Consider the following 20,018-nt stretch of genomic DNA (forward strand, 5'->3'; position numbering starts at 1 on the left):
GGTTCCCCGATGAAATGGTTCTACGATCTTAAAATTTCCACCAAGTTGATCAGCTCGTTCCTGGTGGTCCTGGCGCTCACTGCGGCCATGGGCGGCTTCGCCATCCTCCAGCTCGGCGCCGTCAACCATGCGGCCCAGGACATCAAGGGCAATTGGATGCCTTCCATGCGCGCAGCGGCCGGCATGCGTTTTTTTGCCGCCAACTATCGCTTGAAAGAAAACCGTCACCTCGCGACCGAGATCGCCGAAGAAAAGGCCCAGGCCGAACGTGAAGCCGCCGAGGCGCGCCAACAGTTCGAAACCCGCATGGGCACCTATGAACAGTTGCTGTCCAACGATGAAGATCGCCAACTGCTGGCCAGCGTGAAAAGCGCATGGGACGCGTACCTGGCCAGCAGCAAGCAAGTGCTCGAGTTTTCCCGGCAGAACCAGGAAGTCCAGGCGCGCGGTTTGCTCAGGGGAGAGTCCAAGGGGCATTTCGATGAGGTGACCAGCCGCCTGCAGAAAATGGTCGAGCTCAATGATGCCGGTGCGACGGTCGCGGGTGACAAGGGCTTGGCGCTGTATGAAAACGCACGCCTGTCGATCATCGCGGTACTGGTCGCGGCCTTGTTGATCGGCCTGGGCCTGGCGGTATTCATCGCCCGGATTATTTCCCGTCCACTGAGGCAGGCCGCAACCGCCGCCGAACAATTGGCCGAAGGCAACCTCAACGCCCACATCGAGCCGGGTGCCAACGATGAAACCGGCATGGTGCTCAACGCCATGCGCAACATGGTCGGCAAGCTGGCGCATATCATCGGCGAAGTGCGTAACGCCGCCGATAACCTTGCCAGCGCCTCCGAACAGGTCAGCGCCACCGCGCAATCGATGAGCCAGGCCACCAGTGAGCAGGCCGCCAGTGTCGAGGAAACCAGCGCCTCGGTGGAACAGATGAGCGCCAGCATCAACCAGAACACCGAGAATGCCAAGGTCACCGATGGCATGGCCAGCAAGGCCGCCAAGGAAGCCACCGAAGGCGGCGAATCGGTACAGCAGACCGTGGTGGCGATGAAGAAAATCGCCCAACGCATCAGTATCATCGATGACATCGCCTACCAGACCAATCTGCTCGCCCTCAACGCCGCCATCGAGGCCGCTCGGGCCGGGGAGCACGGCAAGGGCTTCGCCGTGGTGGCCGCCGAAGTGCGCAAGCTGGCCGAGCGCAGCCAGGTCGCGGCCCAGGAAATCGGCGAGCTGTCGTCCAGCAGCGTGGACATGGCTGAGAAGGCCGGCAAGCTGCTTGACGAAATGGTGCCGTCCATCAACAAAACCTCCGACCTTGTGCAGGAAATCAGCGCCGCCTCCGAGGAACAGGCCGCCGGTGTCGGGCAGATCAACACGGCGATGACCCAGCTCAACCAGGTGACCCAGCAAAATGCGTCGAGCAGCGAGGAACTGGCGGCCACCGCCGAAGAAATGAGCAGCCAGGCCGAGCAACTGCAACAAGCCATGAGCTTCTTCGTACTGGATTCAACCCCAAAGGCCGCGGCTCAAAGCAGCAGCGTCGACAGCCCCGGCAGCAAGCCCAGCCGTCAGCCGCCGCGCTCGAAACCACAGGCACCGCGCAAGGCCTTCGCCTACAACATGGCCAGCGCACCTGACGAATCGGACTTCACCCGTTTCTGATCCCACGATCGATACGGGCCTACAAGGAGAGTGACATGGGCGCAGTGATGACGACTCGGCATACCGCGGTTGCGGTGGATGAGGACGCGCAATACCTGACCTTCATGCTGGGCGGCGAAATGTTCGCCATCGGCATTCTGGGCATCAAGGAAATTATCGAATACGGCAGCCTGACCGTGGTGCCGATGATGCCGGCGTTCGTGCGCGGGGTGATCAACCTGCGCGGCGCGGTGGTGCCGGTGGTGGACTTGTCGGCGCGCTTTGGTCGGGCCAACTCGACGATCACCCGGCGCTCCTGCGTGATCATCATCGAGGCGAATACCGACGATGGCCGGCCTCAGGACATCGGGTTGCTGGTCGACACCGTGTCGGCCGTGCAGGAGATCCCGGCCGCGCAGATTGAGCCACCGCCCAGTTTCGGCGCGCGGATTCGCGCCGATTTCATCGGCGGCATGGCCAAGGTCGACGGCAAATTCGTGATTGTGCTGGAGGTGGACAAGGTGCTGTCCATCGATGAGATGTCCAGCCTCGCCGAGGGCGGCCAGGCGGCGGCCCTCGACCTCGATCCGCGTTGAGTCCCGACCATGCCAGATACCGCCTCCATCGACGATCGTGAATTCGGCCAGTTCCAGAGCTGGCTGTACCGCGCGGCCGGCATCAACCTGTCGCCGGCCAAGAAAGCCCTGGTGGCCGGGCGCCTGTTCAAGCGCCTCAAGCACTACGAGCTGCACAGCTACGGCGAATACTTCAAGCTGATCATGAATGACCAACGCAAGGGCGAACTGCAGGTTGCGCTGGATTTGCTGACCACTAACGAAACCTATTTTTTTCGCGAGCCCAAGCACTTCGACTTCCTGCGCCAGCAGGTGCTGCCTCGGGCCGCACCGGGCAAGGTATTTCGCGTGTGGAGCGCGGCCAGCTCCTCGGGCGAAGAACCCTACAGCCTGGCGATGACCCTGGCCGAGAGCCTGGGCACCACGCCTTGGGAAGTGATCGGCTCGGATATCAGCACCCAGGTGCTGGCCAAGGCGCGCAACGGCCACTACGCCATGGAGCGCGCCGGGACGCTGCCCCAGCCGCTGCTGACCAAATACTGCCTCAAGGGCATTGGCCACCAGGAGGGTACTTTCCTGATCGACAAGACCTTGCGCAACCGCGTCAGTTTTGTGCAGGTCAACCTTAACGAAGCGCTGCCGGCCCTGGGCGAGTTCGAGGTGATCTTTCTGCGCAACGTGATGATCTATTTCGACCAGCAGACCAAGAGCCAGGTGGTCGCGCGTCTGTTGCCGCTGCTCAAGCCCGGAGGTTATTTCATCATCAGCCACTCGGAAAGCCTCAACGGTGTCAACGACACCTTGAAGCTGGTGGCGCCGTCGATTTACCGCAAGCCATGAAAAAACCAGCCGATGCGGGGGAAGTGGTGTTGGCGCCTGGCCAGGTCAGCTTTGCGACGCGGCCGACGCGCCTGCGCACCTTGCTCGGTTCCTGCGTGGCGATCACCTTTTGGCACCCGCAACGGCGGATCGGCGGCATGTGTCATTTCATGCTGCCGGGGCGAGCGCGCAATCATCAGCCCCTGGACGGCCGATATGGCGACGAAGCCATGGAACTGCTGCTGCGCCACGCCCAGGCCAATGGCACGGGTGCACAGGATTACCAGGTCAAGTTGTTCGGCGGCGGCGAGATGTTTCCCGATCACCAGCGCCGCCTGCCGACCCACGACGTGGCCAGCCTGAATATTCGCGCGGCGCTGGCCCTGGCCGAGCGCTATCAATTGCACCTGACGGCCCAGGACATGGGCAGCACCGGTTACCGCACGATCATGTTCGACCTGTGGAACGGCAACGTCTGGGTCCGGCACCAACCTATGGGAACACTTCAACAAGATGCCTACCAAAAAAATCAGTGTGCTGCTGGTCGATGACTCGGCCGTCGTGCGTCAGGTACTGCTGGCGATTTTTGCTGACACGCCGGATATCCATGTGATGGGGGCCGCCTCCGACCCGATTTTCGCCATGGACAAACTCGCCCGGGAATGGCCGGATGTGATCGTGCTGGATGTAGAAATGCCGCGCATGGACGGCATCACCTTTCTCAAGAAAATCATGAGCGAGCGGCCGACACCCGTGGTGATCTGCTCGTCGCTGACCCAGAAAGGCGCGGAAACCTCCCTGCAGGCGCTGGCGGCGGGTGCTGTGGAGATCATTACCAAGCCCACGAGCGGCTTGAAGAATTTCCTGATCGAATCGGCGGCCGAGTTGGTGACGGCGATCCGCGCCGCGGCCAACTCCAACGTCAGGAACCTGGGAAGGCGCAGCGTCAGCCCGGCACCGGCCGGCAAGCTCAGTGCGGATGCGATCCTGCCCGCCGCCAATGGCCAGGCCATGGCGCACACCACCGAACGTATTGTCGCCATCGGCACCTCCACCGGCGGCACCCAAGCGCTGGAGGCGGTGCTGACGGCCCTGCCGCGGGTGTGCCCGGGCATGGTGATCGTGCAGCACATGCCGGAAAAATTCACTGCCTCGTTTGCCGAGCGTCTCAACAGCGTTTGCGAAATCGAGGTGCGCGAAGCGCGCAACAATGACCGTATCCTGCCCGGCCTGGCCCTGATCGCCCCTGGCGGCAAGCACCTGATGGTCACCCGCAGCGGCGCCTATTATCACGCTCAGGTCATCGATGGGCCGCTGGTCAACCGGCACCGGCCTTCAGTGGATGTGCTGTTTCGCTCGGTGGCCAGGTTCGCCGGCAGGAACGCCACGGGCATCATCATGACCGGTATGGGCGACGATGGCGCACGCGGGCTCAAGGAGATGCTGGACGCCGGCGCCGCCACGGTGGCCCAGGACGAGGCCAGTTGCGTGGTGTTCGGCATGCCCAAGGAGGCGATCAAGCTCAACGCCGCCCAGCGCATCATGGCGCTGGAGGATATTCATCGGGCGATTTTGCATAAGTGAACGTGAGTTCCAGGCTGCATTGAAGTGATCCGCCAGGTGCTGACACCAGGCTCTGCGCGTTATTGCAGGCTTAATGCACAGGCGATTGATCTGTATCAACACGCTGAGCGCGTGCAGGGTGTAATTAGAGTTGCCTGACTCAATGGCCTGACGTGCTCACCCATTCTTGTGTGGGGCGATTAACCTTTCGATTCGTTGCGCTATTCATAGGTTTTCAAGACGTTTAACTGTCCTGAAACCCATCCCGCTATTGCCAAGTGTTTGCACCTCCGAGGTATTGGGAACATGAGTCCCCACGCACAGGTAATGGCTGACGATGAAAAGGTGCGCACCCTCGAGAGTGTGCTCGGTTGCCTTTCAGGCGCGGTTGCGGCGTTGGATCGAGCCGCGCGGGTGGTAACGGGCAACCCTGCGTTTTCAAGCCTGCTGGTTAAAAACGGCGTGTGTTTTGCCGGCGGCTGCGAGTTTGTCTCACTCCTGCGTGCCGAGGACCATTGGCTTTTTTACCTCGCACTGGAGAAAGCGCGCGCAAATAATCGCGCATTTTTTGCAGCCGCGAGCGAAGGGCAGGGCGTGCTGGATGTCACCCTGACGCTGTGGCGCGACGATTATTTTATCGTTGAGGTGATTGCCCGTCAGGCCTCAGCGACGCCGCCCCCCACGACCGACAGTTACGCGCAAATCCCGCTCAGGTCGATTTTCGACGCCTCCGGCACTGGCTTGGCACTGGTGTCACTCGAGGGTCGCTGGCTGCGTGCCAACGGTGTTATCTGTACGATGCTGGGCTACAGCGAAGCACAGTTGCAACGCACTACGTTCATGGCGCTGACTCACCCGGACGACATGCAGGTCGGCAAACAACTGATCGAAGAGTTGAGGGGGGGGGCAAGGGCGGGAGCGACATTGCACAAGCGCTATATTCATCGCGACGGGCGGGTGCTATGGGTGCGCTTGACGGTGGGCCTGGTGCGTGATGACCAGGGGCAACCGGCCTGTTTCGTTTCTCAGCTGGAAGACATCACCGAGAATTGGCAGCTGCGCGAAACATTGATGGGCAGCGAGCTCAAGTTCCTCACCCTGGCGGAAAACTCCCCCAATATCATTGTCCGTTACGACCGCAACCTGTTACGCACCTACGTCAATCCGACCTATCTGCGCTTGACCGGCAAGTCTTGCGAGGAGGCGATAGGCGTCAGCCCGGATGAGGACGCCAGTGACTACCTCAACCAATTGCAACGCGTCCTGGCAACGGGCGAGACGGCACAGTTTGTCGACAGTTGGACCGTCGCACACGGTCCCGGTTACGTGAGTTGTGCAGTCAGCCTGATGGCCGAACGCAGCAACACTGGTGAGGTGGTCGGTGTGCTCTCGTTGGCCCACGACATTACCGAGCTGCGCAGGCAACAATCTTTGGAAGATGCGCGCCTGGGCATTTTCGAAAAAATGGCGACGGGTGCCTCCCTCGAGCAAACGCTGGCATTGCTCGTGGGGTATCTGCAATTGGCCTTGCCCCATCGGACCTGTCGCGTACAGCTGGTAGAGCCGCTTGGCACCGGCCTGGCGAAATACCGGGTGCCTGCGTCTGCATGTGCCGACGACTCATGCTGGTCCGAACCGATCATGGACAAGCAAGGCAAGCTGCTGGGGGCTTTCGAACTGTCCCGCTCTTGCGGCTCCGGGAAGGACGACAGCGATATTCAGCCCGTCCGGCAGACCTGTCACATTGCCGCGATCGCAATTGAGCGTTGGCAATCGGAGTCGTTGCTGCGCGAGCGAGAGCGCCGATATCGGGATATTTTCGACCATAACCTGGACATGCTTCTGCTGTTGGAGGTGACACCGGCCGGCGATTTATATTGTGTCGAAGCCAACCCGGCGTTGTTACGCGCGCTGGGCAAACCCCATGAGGCGCTCATCGGCGCGACGCTGGTGTCGCTATTCGGCCGGTTGAGCGCGCAGAAACTCCAGGCGCTTTGCGAGCAGTGCAGGGTGGCCGGGCGCATGCTCGAGTCAGATGAAAGCATGCTGCTGCTCGACGAGGTTCGTAACCTGCACTTCGCCCTGGTGCCGGTGGCAGGTTCCGGACCTGCGGGCTCACGCATACTGGTGATCAGTCGCGACACCACCTTGCTGACCCGGGCGCGGCAGAAAGAGCTGGAACGCCAGCACGACATCAACACGCTGGTAGAAAACAGTCCGGATGCCGTCGCTCGGTTGAGTGCCCAAGGGGACGTGCTCTACGTCAATGCGCGGTTAAAAACCTGGGTAGGTGACGCCTGGCCGACCCTGATCGGCATGCCATTGGACGCGGTGGCGCCCCTGAATCACCAGTCCCAGCTGTTCCGTGAATTGGTTGCCCAGGTGATTCGTGAAAACCAGGCAACCGAGCAAGAGTTTCGACTCTCAGTCTTGAAGACTGCTCCCAAAGTGGTGCTGATCCACTTTGTTCCGGAGGTGGACGGCGAGCGCGTGGTCAGCGTATTGGCGGTGGGCCGGGATATTTCCAAGCTGCGGGCGGCGGAGCGGCGCCTGGCCAATTCCAATGCGCAGTTGCGCGACCTGTCGACCCGCCGCGAAACCGCACGGGAAGAGGAGCGCAAACTGATTGCCAGGGAAGTCCACGACGAGTTGGGCCAGCACCTCACCGCACTGCGCATGGGTATTTCGTTATTGCGGTATCAGTTCGGCGCCACCACGCCGGAACTCGTGCCTCAGGTGGAGCGGTTGATGGCGCTGACCGACAAGACGATTCAGGTCGTGCGTAATGTGTCCACCAGCCTGCGACCGTCCGCCTTGAACCTGGGGCTGGTCTCTGGACTGGAATGGCTGACCACCGAATTCTCCACCTTGACCCAGGTTCCGTGTGTGCTGCACCTGCCTTCGATTCCCCTGATCCTGCCTGATACGCACATTACCGCCGCATTTCGCATCGTTCAGGAATCGCTGACCAACATTGCGCGATACGCCGCAGCGACGCAGGTCAGCGTCACCCTGACCCCGCAGGAAACCCATTGGCTGCTGGAGGTACAGGACAACGGCATGGGCTTCGAGCCGGAGGCGCTTACGCGCCAGACCCTGGGCCTGGTCGGCATGCGTGAGCGCGGCCTGATGCTGGGCGGCAAAGTCATCATTTTCAGTCATCCCGGGCAGGGCACCACGGTCCAGGCATTTATTCCGATGCACAAGGATACGTATTGATGATTCGCATGCTGATCGCCGATGACCACACCATCATGCGCGAAGGGCTCAAGCAGCTGTTCAGCCTGGTGGCCGATGTGCAGGTGGTGGCCGAAGCCGAGAGTGGAACGCAATTGATCGAACTGTTGCGCCGGGTCGAGATCGACCTGCTGCTGCTGGACATGAATATGCCGGGCATCAGCGGCGAGATCCTGATCGCCCGTCTGCATGCCCAGTACCCGAGTCTGCCGATCCTGGTATTGAGCATGCATAACGAAATCCACATCGCCCAACGCGCCTTGCGTGCTGGAGCACTCGGGTATCTCACCAAGGATCGCGACCCCGAAACCTTGTTGGCCGCCATGCGGCGGGTGGTCAGTGGGCAACGTTACCTGGACGCGGGCCTGGCTGAGCAGATTGCCCTGCAAAGCAGCGGTTTGAAGCAGCAGACCTACGTCGAAAGCTTGTCCGATCGCGAATTCCAGATTCTGCGCCTGCTGGCCCACGGCCTGAGTGTCAATCGGATTGCCGAACAGCTGGTCATCAGCAACAAGACGGTCAGTACCCACAAGACGCGCTTGATGGAAAAGATGGGGTTCAGCTCTACGGCAGATATTGTGCGCTTCGCCATGACCTTGGGCATCTCTTGAATCGCGCAATCATGTAGGGATTTTCCTAGCCGGTTTCCCAGTATCCCTACCCCACAATAGGGATGGTCCGATGGTTGCCTTGCTATCATTGCGCCATCATTGCTCCCAGGCCGTCGAACTACCGATTCACCGGCGATGACAGGCTTCGACTGGGAGACACACCGTGAGTGAACAGACCCCATCCCCTGCAGTTGCCTTGACCTGGGTGCCCGTGATGATTGCCGGCCTGCTCGGCGGCATTGCGCTTGCGTACGGTGATGGTTTCAGTGCCTGGGCGTTGATCGCGGGAATGGCCCTGTTCGCGCTGTGCACTGGCCTGGGTTGGCTGGCGGCCAGGCGTCACCGGGCACACTGTGAACGTCTGTGCCGACAGCTTCAATCGCCGGCCACCGCCTCGGCGGCGGTGGCCGTCGATGACGGCCTGGCAGACGTCTGCGCCCACGTCTTGCCCATCTGGTCCAGGCAAATCGAAGCGGCCCGTGAGATCAGCGAAACCTCGATCCTCAAACTCAGCGAACGCTTCGGCACGCTGTCATCAGACATCAGCCACAGTGTGTCCAGCCAGGGCGGGCAAGACGCTTCCCAGCGACTGGTCGACTTGCTCGAAGTTGGCCAGCGTGACCTCAACTCCATTGTGGTGGCGCTGCGTGCCGCGCTGTCCAACAAAGAAAACGAACTCAAGGAAGTCCTGCAACTGTCCGGGTTCACTGAGCAGCTCCAGCAGATGGCCAAGTTTGTCGCAGACATTGCCAGTCAAACCAACCTGCTGGCGCTCAACGCTGCCATCGAAGCGGCACGTGCAGGCGAGGCCGGGCGAGGGTTCGCGGTGGTGGCCGATGAAGTGCGCAAACTCTCAAGTATGTCCGGCGAGACTGGGCGCAAGATCAGTGAAACCGTCAGCACCGTCAACGCGGCCATTGCCCGTACGGTGCAAATGTCCCGTCACCACGCCGAACAAGACACCCTGACCCTCGCGGATTCGGAGCGTGTGGTGTCGCAGGTCATCGAACATTTTCGCAGTACCGCCCAGAGCATCGTGGGCAACAGCCATGACTTGCAGCAACAGAACGCCAATGTCGTCGGCGAAATTGCCCAGGTGCTGGTCGCCCTGCAATTCCAGGATCGCGTCAGCCAGATGCTGACGCTGATTACCGGCGACCTGCAAAAATTGCAGCAACAGCTGAGCGAGCGCCATGAGGCCAGCCTCAGCGGTCTTGCCCTCGAACCGATGCTCAGTGATCGCTGGCTGCACGAGCTTTCAACCGCCTACACCATGCCGGAGCAGCACGCCATTCATGGCGGCAAATCGCACGACAAGGCGCAAGCCAGCGAAATCACTTTTTTCTAGTGGAGCTTTTCCAATGAGCAAAACCATTCTGATCGTCGACGACTCGGCCTCCATCCGGCAAGTAGTGAGCATCACCCTCAAGGGGGCGGGTTACGACGTGATCGAAGGCTGCGATGGACGTGATGCGCTGAGCAAGCTGGACGGCCGCAAGATCCACCTGATTGTCAGTGATGTGAACATGCCCAACATGGACGGCTTGAGCTTCGTCAAGGCCGCCAAGCTGTTGCCGGCCTACAAATTCACCCCGGTCATCATGCTCACCACTGAAGCCAGTGATGCGATGAAGCAGCAAGGCCAGGCCAGCGGGGCCAAGGCGTGGATGGTCAAGCCTTTTCAGCCTGCACAAATGCTCACCGCCGTCTCCAAGTTGATCCTGCCATAGCGATGACCAGCGAGCGCTGGCCAGGAGGTTTGCATGAAAAGTAGCGTGCCGATGCTGCGCCGAATCCAGGTCATGGAAGGCCCCCTGACGATCTACACGGCCAGCGAGCAAAAAGACGTGTTGTTGTCGTTGTTTCCCCTGGCCCATGAGGTCGAGTTGGACCTGTCCAATGTCGACGAACTGGACAGCGCCGGCCTGCAGTTGTTGATCCTGATCAAGCGCGAATCGTTCAAGGAAGGCTCGCAGCTGGTGCTGAGCAACCCCAGCGCGGCGGTGATCGAGGCCCTGCGCCTGAGCGGCCTTGACGATTACTTCGCCAATCCCTGTTTCCCTGTATCGGCTGGAGCATGACCCTATGGCTCAGCCCATGAATATGGATGACGTGCTGCAGACGTTCATTGCCGAGAGTCGCGAGCTTCTGCTGCAAATGGAAGATGCGCTGTTGCAGATCGAGCAGTCGCCGCACGACCTGGACACCATCAACGGCCTGTTCCGTGTGGCCCACACCATCAAAGGTTCGGCCGGCCTGTTCGGCCTGATGCCGATCGTTGAGTTCACCCACGTCGCCGAGAGCGTCCTGGATCGCGTACGCAGTCTGGAGGTGAGGGTCGACGAGGCCTTGAGCGCGCTGTTTCTCGACGCCCGCGACCACATCGGCCAACTGATCGATCTGCTGGCCGAGGATGGCCACCTTGAGCGCCTGGGTGAACCGTTGCGGATTCAGGGCGAGCGCTTGGCCGAGCGTCTCTCGATGTATCTCGAGGCACCTGTCGCCACGCCTGCAACCGTGCCTCAAGACGCGCCGTCGGCGGCTGCCGGAGGCGTGGGGACGGGTCACTGGCACCTTTCATTGCGCTTTGGTCCGGACGTGTTGCGCAATGGCATGGACCCCCTCGCGTTCCTGCGTTACCTGGGCACCCTTGGCCAGTTGGCGCATATCGTCACTGTGTTCGACGCATTACCGTCTTTGCTGTCGATGGACCCGGAAACCAACTACCTGGGCTTTGAAGTTGCGCTGGTCAGCGATGCCTCCCGGGAAGTCATCGACGGCGCTTTTGATTTTGTCCGGGATGACGCCTTGGTGCTGATCCTGGCGCCGCAGGCCGATGTCCAGGCGTATCGCGCGCACATCGACGCGCTACCGGAAGACAATGCGGTGCTGCTGGAGCTGTTGGTACGCTGCGCCAGCTTGACTGAGGCGCAGGTCGCACGCGTTATTCAAGAGGGAGCGCCAACACCCGTCGACGCGCTTGAAGTCGTGCAGGATTCGCAGGCCTCGGCGCCCAAGGCCGGTAAAGTCGCGGCGAACAACGAAGGCAACCTGATCCGCGTAGATGCCGCCAAGTTGGATCAACTGATCAATCTGGTCGGTGAGCTGATCATCGCCGGTGCCGGCGCCAATCTGGTGGCGGTGCGCAGCGGGATTGGCGAGATGATCGAGGCTACCAGCCTGTTGTCGCGGCTGGTGGAGGAGGTGCGTGATTCGGCGCTGACCTTGCGCATGGTGCAGATCGGCGCGACCTTCACGCGCTTCCAGCGGGTGGTCCGGGATGTGTCCAAAGAGTTGGGCAAGGACATCGTGCTGCGCATCGGCGGTGGTGAAACCGAACTGGACAAAACAGTCGTCGAGCGCATTGGCGACCCGTTGACGCACTTGGTGCGCAACGCCATGGACCACGGCATCGAGGCGGTGTCGACCCGCCTGCAACGCGGTAAACCGGCCCAGGGCACGGTACGCCTGAATGCCTACCATGAATCCGGCAGCATCGTGATCGAGGTGTCGGACGACGGCGGTGGCCTGGCCAAGCACAAAATCCTCGCCAAGGCCCGCGAGCGTGGCCTGGTCGCGGAGGGCCAGGTACCGGCCGACAAAGACATCCTGAACCTGATCTTCGAACCCGGTTTCTCCACCGCCGACCAGGTCAGCAACCTGTCCGGGCGCGGCGTCGGCATGGACGTGGTCAAGCGCAATATCACCGCATTGCGCGGCAGCGTGAGCCTTGAGAGCGAAGAGGGGCAGGGCACCACGGTCCGTATTCGTTTGCCGCTGACCCTGGCCATTATCGACGGTTTTCTGATCGGCGTCGGCAAGGCCTCTTATGTCATCCCGCTGAACATGGTGGAGGAGTGTATCGAGCTGGCGCCTGGACAGGGCGCCGAATCCGGCTTCCTGGACCTGCGCGGCGATGTGCTGCCGATCCTGCGGCTGCGGGACATGTTTGCCGTGCAAGAACCGGGTGGTAACCGAGAAAACGTCGTTGTCGTGCACTACGCCGGCCTGCGTGCCGGCCTGGTGGTCGATCGCTTGCAGGGGGAGTTTCAAACCGTGATCAAGCCCTTGGGCAAAGTCTTTGGAGAGGCCCATGGATTGGGCGGCTTCACTATCCTCGGGAGCGGGGCCGTGGCCCTGATCCTGGATATTCCCAATTTGTTGGGACTCGTCGCCAAGGAAGCCACCCACCGTTCGATCCCACGTCCTTTATCGACTCAATAAAGCGTCATCAGGAGTTCCTCGCCATGACCGTTATCAAAAATATTGCGCTGTTGGTTCTCACAGCAATGCTGGGCGTCTTCGTGTTGGGTGGCACCAGTGTCTATCTGACCCGTGAAGTCAATTCCAGCGCCAGTTTTGCCAGCGTCAACACGGTACCCAGCTTGCTTGAGATCGATCGAGCCGCCGAGGCCTTCGCCAGCCTCCACGCCTTGCAATGGGAACGCCTGAGTGAACCGGGCAAGAGCACGCTTGCACCTTACTCCGCAGTGGTCGCGCAGCATTTGAGCGTTATCGACACCACCTTGGAGCACTACCGGACCCAACTGGTTACCGACGCGCATGATGCGGCGTTGTTGAGCCAGTTGCGCACCCGGTTTGACGAGTTTTCAACCTTGCAGGGGCGATTCGACACGCTGGTTGAAACAGGCGATATCGCCGCTGCCCGCGTGTTGCTCGAAGTGAGCCAGCCTCTGCAAACGACGATCCAGACGGCAATCGCCGACGTGCGCCAATACAACCTGGAGCAGGAGCGCAAGGCACAACTGCTGGCTACCACCACTGAGCAGAATGCCCGCTACATCATCCTGCTGATCGGCGCGCTCACACTGCTGGCCACTGGGTTGATGGGCGTGCTGCTGGCACGCAACCTCATGCGTCAGCTGGGCGGTGAACCTGCGAGCGTTCGTGCGTTTGCCGCGCGCTTGTCAGCCGGGGAGCTGGAAGCAAAAGCCACGCTCAAGGCGGGGGACACCACAAGCTTGATGGCTGGCATGCAGCAGCTGGGCGCGAACCTGCAGGCGCTGATCACGCAGACAAACACGATGTCCAGCGAGCATGACAGGGGAGAGATCGACGCACAGATTGATGCCGGCCGCTTTCACGGAAGCTACCGTTCGATGGCCCAAGGCATCAACGACATGGTCAACGGCCATATCGCGGTGAAGAAAAAAGCCATGGCGTGTATCCATGCCTTTGGTGAAGGTGATCTATCGGCGCAGCTGGAACAGTTCCCCGGTAAAAAAGCCTTTATCAATGAAAATATCGAGCTGCTGCGTAGCAATATCCTGGCGCTGATCAATCAAATGCAGCACATGTCCAGCGAGCACGAGAAAGGTGACATAGACGTGATGATCGATGTCGAGCGCTTCAGCGGTTCGTACCGTGAAATCGGTCAGGGCATCAATGACATGGTCAGCGGCCATATCAGTGTCAAGAAAAAGGCCATGGCCTGCATTCGCGCGTTCGGCGAAGGCGATCTGGCCGCGCCCCTGGAGCAGTTCCCGGGCAAAAAAGCCTTTATCAACGAGAATATCGAGCAATTGCGCGCCAACATCCTGGCCCTGGTCGAAGACACCCGCCAGATCAGCGACAGCGCCATGATCGGCAAGCTCGACACCCGGCCTGACGCCTCGCGTCATCAAGGGGATTTCCGCCGCATTATCCTTGGGATCAACGGCTCGCTGGATGCGATCATCGTACCGATCACCGAAGCCATGGACGTGCTGGCGTCGATCTCCAATGGCGATCTGACTCGAACCATCGTCGGCGACTATCAAGGCAAGTTCCTGGAGCTGAAAAACTCGGTCAACGGCACTGTGGAAAAACTCTCGGAAATCATCGGCGAAGTGCGCGGGTCGGCCGATTCGCTGTCCAGTGCCTCCGAGGAAATCTCCGCCACCGCCCAGAGCATGGCGCAATCGGCGTCCGAACAGGCGGCGTCGGTGGAGCAGACCTCCGCTTCGATGGAAGAAATGTCAGCGTCCATCGCCCAAAACACTGAAAACGCGAAGGTCACCGATGGCATGGCGGGCAAGGCCAACAAAGAAGCCTGCGAAGGCGGTCGCGCCGTGAAGGATACGGTGGCCGCGATGAAAACCATCGCTGAAAAAATCGGCATCGTCGATTCCATCGCGTACCAGACCAACCTGTTGGCGCTCAACGCGGCGATCGAAGCGGCGCGGGCCGGCGAGCACGGTAAAGGCTTTGCGGTGGTGGCGGCGGAAGTGCGCAAACTGGCCGAGCGCAGCCAGATAGCGGCCCAGGAAATCAGTGAAGTGGCCAAGAACAGCGTGGCCCTGGCTGAACGCGCGGGCAACCTGCTGGATGAGATTGTGCCTTCGATTGCCAAGACCTCTGACCTTGTGCAGGAAATCGCGGCCGCTTCGGAAGAACAATCCATCGGCTCCGAGCAAATCAATACCGCGATGTCGCAGATGAGCCAACTGACTCAGCAAAACGCATCGGCTTCTGAAGAGTTGGCCGCGACTGCCGAGGAAATGAGTGGTCAGGCTGAGCAGTTGCAGGAGTTGATGGGCTTCTTCACCGTGCAAGGCAAGCGTACCGGACGGGCCGCCGCCGTGCCTGGGTTCAGTCGTATGGCGTCCATGGCGGATCATGAAAGTCGCGCAGTGGAGAGCGGTTTCGTCCGCTTCGGGAGTTGACCCATGAGTGCCTCAGCCGTTGTGCCGGGCACATCAGCCTCTTCGCTGCACGTCGATGAGCCCTTGCAGTACCTGACCTTCTCGGCTGCCCAGGAGATGTATGCGGTCAACACACTGAGCGTTCGAGAAATCATCGAATACAGCCAGGTCACCAGCGTGCCGATGATGCCGGAGTTCCTGCGAGGGGTGATCAATCTTCGAGGTTCGGTGGTGCCGGTGGTGGATCTCAAGGCGCGGTTCGGCAAGGGCGTGACGGACCTCGGCAGTCGCACGTGCATCGTCATTCTTGAGGCCGCCAAGGAAGGCGAGTCCCAGGTGCTGGGGGTGGTGGTGGACTCGGTCAGTGAGGTGATCGAGATATCCGATGTCGATATCAAGCCCGCGCCGGCCTTCGGCAACCCTATCCGTACCGACTTCATCAGGGGCATGACCAAGGTGCGAGGTGCGTTTGTCACCCTGCTGGAAGTCGAGCAGGTGTTGTGCGTCGATGAGATAGCCGGCTTGTTGCGGGCTTGAGGTGTACGACCGTGCTTGCAGGTGCGGGCGAAAAGCAACTGATCCGAGGTGAATCATGGCGTTATCCATTGACAGTCCAGGCAATGCCGCGAGCTCGAGCCCGGGCCAATACCTCACCTTCGTGTTGGGGGATGAGATGTTCGCCGTCGGTACGCTTAACGTGCGCGAGATCATCGAATATGGGCCGATCACCCACGTGCCATTGCTGCCCGCCAGCCTGCGCGGCGTGATCAATCTGCGAGGCGCCGCGGTTCCGATACTCGACCTCGGCGTTCGCTTTCGCGGCGAACGGACGCTGCAGACATCAAGAACCTGCTTTGTGATTTTGGAGGTGCAGGCCGGTAGCGTGCGCAAGCCGGTGGGCATCATTGTGGATGCGGTCAGCGAGGTACTTGAAATCGACGAGCGCGATATCGAACCTTCCCTGAGTTTCGGCACCGAGGTCAGGGCCGATTTTCTGTTGGGCATCGGCAAATTGGACAGCGGTTTTGTGCTGTTACTGGATATCGGTCGCGTGTGGTCCCTGGAACCTTTCGATGTGCCGGCAGACCTTGAATCCTTGCTGCCTGCCACCGCTTGATCCAACTTTTTGGGGTGCCCTCATGAACGTGATTCTCTCCGACACCGAGTTCCAGCAATTTCGCAGCCTTATCCATCAGATCGCCGGCATCAGCCTGTCCGACGCTAAAAAACAGCTGGTCAGCACACGGCTTGCCAAGCGGCTGCAGGCGTTCGAACTCACGACCTACGGCGCTTACTACAAGGTATTGATGAAGGACTCGACGGAGTTGCAGGTGGCGGTAGACATGCTGACCACCAACGAAACCTATTTTTTTCGCGAACCCAAGCATTTTGACTTCCTGCGCGAGGTGGCCCTGCCGGAACTGCGCGGCAGCGGCACGTTACGGGTCTGGAGTGGCGCCTGCTCCACCGGTGAGGAGCCCTACACCCTGGCAATGGTCCTGGCCGACAACCTGGTCGGTCGGCCTTGGGAAATCATGGCGTCGGATATCAGCAGCCGCGTGTTGGATAAAGCCCGCCAAGGGCGCTACCCCCTCGAAGGAATACGCGGCATCCCAGAAGCGCTGCTGCACAAATATTGCCTCAAGGGCGTCGGTGCCAATCACGGTTGCTTCATGGTCGAACCGGCGCTCGCGGCGAAAATCGATTTCCAGGCGATCAATCTGAACAATCCGCTGCCGAAAGTCGGCCTGTTCGACGTGATCTTCCTGCGCAACGTGATGATCTATTTCGACAATGACACCAAGGTGCAAGTGGTCAAGCGTCTGGTCAGCCATCTCAAGCCTGGCGGCTATTTTCTGGTCAGCCACTCGGAAAGCCTCAACGGCGTGACCGATGAGCTGAAGCTGGTCAAGCCTTCGATCTATCGGAGGCCACATGCCTGACACTCAAGCTTGCCGCGAAGTGTTCCTCAATCCTGGCGACTGGTTTTTCGGCACCGGCGCGATCCGGCTGCGCACGGTGCTGGGCTCCTGCGTGGCCCTGGTGTTCTGGCATCCGCAGCGCTTGTTGGGCGGTATGTGTCACTACCTGCTGCCCCAGCGTGCTGCGACGAGCGCGAAGCCCCTGGACGGTCGCTATGGTAATGAAGCGCTGCAACTGCTGCTCGATGCCATGCGCGCGAGCAAGGTGCCGGCGACGGAGTTCAGAATCAATGTATATGGCGGCGGGAATATGTTTCCCGGGCTGGCGCGTCCGGACAACCATTACGTCGGGCAACGCAATGTCGAGCAAGCCCGGCGCCTGCTCGATGTGCATCACTTGCGGTGTTTGAACTGGCACGTGGAAGGCGTGGGGTACCGCACCGTGGTATTCGACCTGGCCAATGGCAATATCCAACTTAATTACCTGGCGCTGCAGCGCCCCCTCAGCAGTTCTCAACGAGAGCGTGCGCTATGAGTCTTATCAAAGTACTGATCATTGACGACTCTGCCGTGGTTCGTCAGGTATTGACGGCGACGCTGGGGCAAGACCCCGCCATCGAGGTGATCGGCGCGGCGGCAGATCCGGTATTCGCCATGGATAAAATGAACAAGCAATGGCCGGATGTGATTGTGCTGGACGTCGAGATGCCGCGGATGGACGGCATTACGTTCCTCAAGAAACTCATGGCTGAACATCCCACGCCGGTGGTCATCTGCTCGACCTTGACCGAGAAGGGCGCGGCCACCACCATGCAAGCGTTGGCCGCCGGTGCCGTCAGTATCGTCACCAAGCCGCAGTTGAACTTGCGCCAGTTCCTGACCGACAGTACCGATGAGTTGGCGGGCGCCGTCAAGGCGGCGGCCAGGGCCAACATGAAACGGATGGTGCCGTGCGGCGAACGTTCAGCCCCAAGGTTGAACGCTGATGTCATTCTGCCCGCGGGCACCCAGGCGATGGCGCGCACCACCGAAAACATTGTTGCCATCGGCACCTCCACCGGTGGCACTCAAGCCCTGGAGTTGGTGTTGACCGGGTTGCCCAGGGTATGCCCGGGCATCGTGATCGTGCAGCATATGCCTGAGCACTTCACCGCGGCGTTTGCCGAGCGACTCAATCGGTTGTGTGACATCGAGGTCAGGGAAGCGAAAAACGGCGACAGGGTCATCCCCGGCTGCGCGTTGATCGCCCCGGGCGGGCGGCACATGGTGCTCAAGCGTAATGGTGCCCAATACCAGGTGGAAATCGTCGACGGCCCGCCCGTGAGCCGGCACCGGCCCTCTGTTGATGTGCTGTTCCGCTCCGTTGCCCGCAGTGCCGGCGGTAACGCGTTGGGCATCATCATGACGGGCATGGGCGACGATGGCGCGCGTGGGCTGAAGGAAATGCACGACAGCGGTGCGCGTACTCTCGGCCAGAATGAAGAGTCGTGCGTGGTGTACGGCATGCCCAGGGAGGCGTTCAAGCTCGGCGCGGTGGAGCGCGAGTTGCCGCTCGAGCAAATTTCGGCGGCGATTCTTCAATCCATGCACCCGCGTCGCTGACTGTTGGCGGGGGCCGCGTTCTTTCCCCCGACGCCTTGACTCCTCCAAACGCTTTTCCCGGTTTCAGACCGCAGCGGCGATGGCCTTGCCCAGTGATTCAGTGGTGCCGGTGCCGCCGACTTGCAGGTGCTGGCGTCTCTTACGGCACCAGTTCAGCGTCTGACACACCATATTCGCCCAACGAATACAGCAATGTTCCATACCCCAATTGGTCGTAGCCACCGCTGTCGCGGCCATAATCGCCGCCGCCTCCCTCCACCTGGACGTTATTGGCCATGGCTTTCACATTCGGCGCGCTGAGGCTTTTGCGCACGACGTAGTGGTTGTACAGCAGCTCCCATATCGGACGGATTTCGCCCCGATGGTTGGCCGAGATGACCCTCTGGTTGAACCTGCGGTTGAGCAAAGGGGTAAAGGGAACGTCGTGGCCCAGGTTGTACTGGGCCACATACTCGGCGCCCTGCAGTACGCGGTTGTTCTGGTAGCCGAACAGGTCGTCGCCCTGGCTCCAGGCCATCTGGCAGAAACTGCCGAGCAAGGCGATGTCGAGCATGGCGTATGCCTGATCCCGCCCGCTTTCCTGGACTTGCCCCAGGCCATTGCCGTGGAGCTTCCAGACCGCGTGTTCGATGGCGCCGTTACCGGTGCCGTGCTTGAAGTAGTCGACGGCCTCGTTGTAAAGGTCGCGGCGGTCCGTCAGTACGCCGATGGCCAGTATTGAGTTCATGCTGGCCAGGTCCCAGTGGGCCCCATGACGATCAGGCGGGCTCCCGTCGTGACGCATCAGGAAATCATGACTGATGGGATAGAACACGCTGAGCAGCATGCCCTGGAATCGATGAACGTCCGCCGCCTGCCACTGCGGGTAGCTGCGCAGCAGTTCGGCCGCGTTGGCCAGTTGATAGCCGGTCAAGCCTGCCATCAGGGACTTGCCGCGTTCGCCCTTGATCGCGGTAAGCGTGGAAGACCACTGGTTCAAAATGCCCACGGCCTTGTCGGCATAGGCGGGGTCTTGCGAGATCTGCCAGCGCAGGGCCAGTGCATAGGCTGCGGCGGCGTCGTTGAACAGCGTGCTGTCGTTATTCAAACCATCTGAAGTGCGATACACCACGGGCACCGGATTGGACTGCCAGGCCAATGATGCATGCGGGTTGGCGATCAGCTTTTGCCAGCCGCCCAGCCATGGCGGGTTCTGGTTGGCCAGTTTTTCGCGTATTCGCGTGAAGTCCGCCTGGGTCTGGAGCAGGCCCGGATGGACGAATGCATCGGAGGGCCGGGTGGAGGAGGCTTGACTGTCGATGCTTATCGACAGCGCGCCGAGCAGCATGGCCATTGTGCAGAGGTGCTTGAAAGAAATCATCGTGTGCCCAACCTCATGCGGCGTAGACAGCCATACGG

18 protein-coding genes and 2 pseudogenes are annotated in these 20,018 nt (G+C 60.7%); 18 read left to right on the top strand and 2 right to left on the bottom strand.

Going from position 1 to position 20,018, the window contains the following annotated elements; all coding sequences use genetic code 11:
- The first annotated feature begins 9 nt into the window (after positions 1-9).
- The 5 genes from CIB54_RS22260 to CIB54_RS22280 are packed head-to-tail and all read left to right on the top strand — an operon-like array spanning position 10 to position 4,625.
- Positions 10-1,668, top strand: a complete 1,659-nt coding sequence (locus CIB54_RS22260) for a methyl-accepting chemotaxis protein (RefSeq protein ID WP_101220977.1) — start codon at positions 10-12, stop codon at positions 1,666-1,668.
- Between the two features lie 35 nt (positions 1,669-1,703).
- On the top strand, positions 1,704-2,243 hold the full coding sequence (locus CIB54_RS22265; RefSeq protein WP_065952851.1) for a chemotaxis protein CheW: 540 nt from the start codon (positions 1,704-1,706) through the stop codon (positions 2,241-2,243).
- Positions 2,244-2,252: 9 nt separating this feature from the next.
- Positions 2,253-3,062 (top strand): CheR family methyltransferase, encoded by an 810-nt coding sequence (locus tag CIB54_RS22270; protein ID WP_101220978.1) that lies wholly within the window; start codon positions 2,253-2,255, stop codon positions 3,060-3,062.
- Complete coding sequence (gene cheD / locus CIB54_RS22275) at positions 3,059-3,592, top strand: chemoreceptor glutamine deamidase CheD (protein WP_065952849.1); 534 nt, start codon at positions 3,059-3,061, stop codon at positions 3,590-3,592. Before CIB54_RS22270 ends, cheD begins: the two co-directional genes overlap by 4 nt.
- Entirely contained in the window at positions 3,555-4,625 is a 1,071-nt protein-coding gene (locus CIB54_RS22280; protein ID WP_101220979.1) for a protein-glutamate methylesterase/protein-glutamine glutaminase, read from the top strand. Before cheD ends, CIB54_RS22280 begins: the two co-directional genes overlap by 38 nt.
- Before the next feature lie 204 nt (positions 4,626-4,829).
- Here the strand turns inward: CIB54_RS22280 and CIB54_RS28060 are convergent, their stop codons facing one another.
- The gene (locus CIB54_RS28060; RefSeq protein WP_420094166.1) at positions 4,830-4,922 is read right to left on the bottom strand and encodes a hypothetical protein; all 93 of its coding nucleotides are present in this window, start codon (positions 4,920-4,922) and stop codon (positions 4,830-4,832) included.
- Here CIB54_RS28060 and CIB54_RS22290 point away from each other — a divergent pair.
- From CIB54_RS22290 to CIB54_RS22345, 13 genes and pseudogenes are all read left to right on the top strand, one after another.
- Positions 4,911-7,823 carry a PAS domain S-box protein gene (locus CIB54_RS22290; RefSeq protein WP_101220981.1) on the top strand — a complete coding sequence of 971 codons (2,913 nt, stop codon included), beginning with the start codon at positions 4,911-4,913 and terminating at the stop codon, positions 7,821-7,823. The two genes, CIB54_RS28060 and CIB54_RS22290, sit on opposite strands and share 12 nt — an antisense overlap.
- Complete coding sequence (locus CIB54_RS22295; protein ID WP_101220982.1) at positions 7,823-8,452, top strand: response regulator; 630 nt, start codon at positions 7,823-7,825, stop codon at positions 8,450-8,452. The genes CIB54_RS22290 and CIB54_RS22295 overlap by 1 nt, the downstream gene beginning before the upstream one ends.
- A gap of 289 nt (positions 8,453-8,741) precedes the next feature.
- Positions 8,742-9,800, top strand: a complete 1,059-nt coding sequence (locus tag CIB54_RS22300) for a methyl-accepting chemotaxis protein (RefSeq protein ID WP_420094167.1) — start codon at positions 8,742-8,744, stop codon at positions 9,798-9,800.
- Between the two features lie 13 nt (positions 9,801-9,813).
- The gene (locus CIB54_RS22305) at positions 9,814-10,182 is read left to right on the top strand and encodes a response regulator (protein WP_010563050.1); all 369 of its coding nucleotides are present in this window, start codon (positions 9,814-9,816) and stop codon (positions 10,180-10,182) included.
- Positions 10,183-10,215: 33 nt separating this feature from the next.
- Positions 10,216-10,533, top strand: coding sequence for an STAS domain-containing protein (locus CIB54_RS22310; RefSeq protein ID WP_101220983.1), 318 nt, complete (start codon positions 10,216-10,218; stop codon positions 10,531-10,533).
- Between the two features lie 4 nt (positions 10,534-10,537).
- Entirely contained in the window at positions 10,538-12,676 is a 2,139-nt protein-coding gene (locus CIB54_RS22315) for a chemotaxis protein CheA (RefSeq protein WP_198557213.1), read from the top strand.
- A gap of 23 nt (positions 12,677-12,699) precedes the next feature.
- A pseudogene (locus CIB54_RS27720) lies at positions 12,700-14,217 on the top strand (MCP four helix bundle domain-containing protein); the annotation flags it as partial.
- A 54-nt stretch (positions 14,218-14,271) separates the two neighbouring features.
- Positions 14,272-15,004: pseudogene (locus tag CIB54_RS27725) on the top strand (methyl-accepting chemotaxis protein); the annotation flags it as partial.
- A 116-nt stretch (positions 15,005-15,120) separates the two neighbouring features.
- Positions 15,121-15,633 (top strand): chemotaxis protein CheW, encoded by a 513-nt coding sequence (locus CIB54_RS22325; RefSeq protein WP_101220985.1) that lies wholly within the window; start codon positions 15,121-15,123, stop codon positions 15,631-15,633.
- Positions 15,634-15,688: 55 nt separating this feature from the next.
- Complete coding sequence (locus tag CIB54_RS22330) at positions 15,689-16,213, top strand: chemotaxis protein CheW (RefSeq protein WP_101220986.1); 525 nt, start codon at positions 15,689-15,691, stop codon at positions 16,211-16,213.
- A gap of 22 nt (positions 16,214-16,235) precedes the next feature.
- Complete coding sequence (locus CIB54_RS22335) at positions 16,236-17,039, top strand: CheR family methyltransferase (RefSeq protein ID WP_101220987.1); 804 nt, start codon at positions 16,236-16,238, stop codon at positions 17,037-17,039.
- Positions 17,032-17,553 carry a chemotaxis protein CheD gene (locus tag CIB54_RS22340; protein ID WP_101220988.1) on the top strand — a complete coding sequence of 174 codons (522 nt, stop codon included), beginning with the start codon at positions 17,032-17,034 and terminating at the stop codon, positions 17,551-17,553. Before CIB54_RS22335 ends, CIB54_RS22340 begins: the two co-directional genes overlap by 8 nt.
- Positions 17,550-18,620 (top strand): protein-glutamate methylesterase/protein-glutamine glutaminase, encoded by a 1,071-nt coding sequence (locus CIB54_RS22345; protein WP_101220989.1) that lies wholly within the window; start codon positions 17,550-17,552, stop codon positions 18,618-18,620. The genes CIB54_RS22340 and CIB54_RS22345 overlap by 4 nt, the downstream gene beginning before the upstream one ends.
- Positions 18,621-18,759: 139 nt before the next feature.
- Here CIB54_RS22345 and CIB54_RS22350 read toward each other — a convergent pair whose 3' ends face one another.
- Positions 18,760-19,980 carry an alginate lyase family protein gene (locus CIB54_RS22350; protein WP_101220990.1) on the bottom strand — a complete coding sequence of 407 codons (1,221 nt, stop codon included), beginning with the start codon at positions 19,978-19,980 and terminating at the stop codon, positions 18,760-18,762.
- Positions 19,981-20,018 lie beyond the last annotated feature (38 nt).

This window comes from Pseudomonas fluorescens (genome assembly GCF_002837185.1).
Taxonomy (GTDB): Bacteria; Pseudomonadota; Gammaproteobacteria; order Pseudomonadales; family Pseudomonadaceae; genus Aquipseudomonas; species Aquipseudomonas fluorescens_AM.

Coding starts and splice junctions, on each gene's coding strand:
- cheD (WP_065952849.1), top strand. CDS start 3,059: ATGAAAAAACCAGCCGATGCGGGGGAAGTGGTGTTGGCGCCTGGCCAG.
- CIB54_RS22315 (WP_198557213.1), top strand. CDS start 10,538: ATGGCTCAGCCCATGAATATGGATGACGTGCTGCAGACGTTCATTGCC.
- CIB54_RS22260 (WP_101220977.1), top strand. CDS start 10: ATGAAATGGTTCTACGATCTTAAAATTTCCACCAAGTTGATCAGCTCG.
- CIB54_RS22265 (WP_065952851.1), top strand. CDS start 1,704: ATGGGCGCAGTGATGACGACTCGGCATACCGCGGTTGCGGTGGATGAG.
- CIB54_RS22325 (WP_101220985.1), top strand. CDS start 15,121: ATGAGTGCCTCAGCCGTTGTGCCGGGCACATCAGCCTCTTCGCTGCAC.
- CIB54_RS22295 (WP_101220982.1), top strand. CDS start 7,823: ATGATTCGCATGCTGATCGCCGATGACCACACCATCATGCGCGAAGGG.
- CIB54_RS22290 (WP_101220981.1), top strand. CDS start 4,911: ATGAGTCCCCACGCACAGGTAATGGCTGACGATGAAAAGGTGCGCACC.
- CIB54_RS22340 (WP_101220988.1), top strand. CDS start 17,032: ATGCCTGACACTCAAGCTTGCCGCGAAGTGTTCCTCAATCCTGGCGAC.
- CIB54_RS22345 (WP_101220989.1), top strand. CDS start 17,550: ATGAGTCTTATCAAAGTACTGATCATTGACGACTCTGCCGTGGTTCGT.
- CIB54_RS22280 (WP_101220979.1), top strand. CDS start 3,555: ATGCCTACCAAAAAAATCAGTGTGCTGCTGGTCGATGACTCGGCCGTC.
- CIB54_RS22305 (WP_010563050.1), top strand. CDS start 9,814: ATGAGCAAAACCATTCTGATCGTCGACGACTCGGCCTCCATCCGGCAA.
- CIB54_RS22310 (WP_101220983.1), top strand. CDS start 10,216: ATGAAAAGTAGCGTGCCGATGCTGCGCCGAATCCAGGTCATGGAAGGC.
- CIB54_RS22350 (WP_101220990.1), bottom strand. CDS start 19,980: ATGATTTCTTTCAAGCACCTCTGCACAATGGCCATGCTGCTCGGCGCG.
- CIB54_RS22330 (WP_101220986.1), top strand. CDS start 15,689: ATGGCGTTATCCATTGACAGTCCAGGCAATGCCGCGAGCTCGAGCCCG.
- CIB54_RS22270 (WP_101220978.1), top strand. CDS start 2,253: ATGCCAGATACCGCCTCCATCGACGATCGTGAATTCGGCCAGTTCCAG.
- CIB54_RS22300 (WP_420094167.1), top strand. CDS start 8,742: ATGGCCCTGTTCGCGCTGTGCACTGGCCTGGGTTGGCTGGCGGCCAGG.
- CIB54_RS22335 (WP_101220987.1), top strand. CDS start 16,236: ATGAACGTGATTCTCTCCGACACCGAGTTCCAGCAATTTCGCAGCCTT.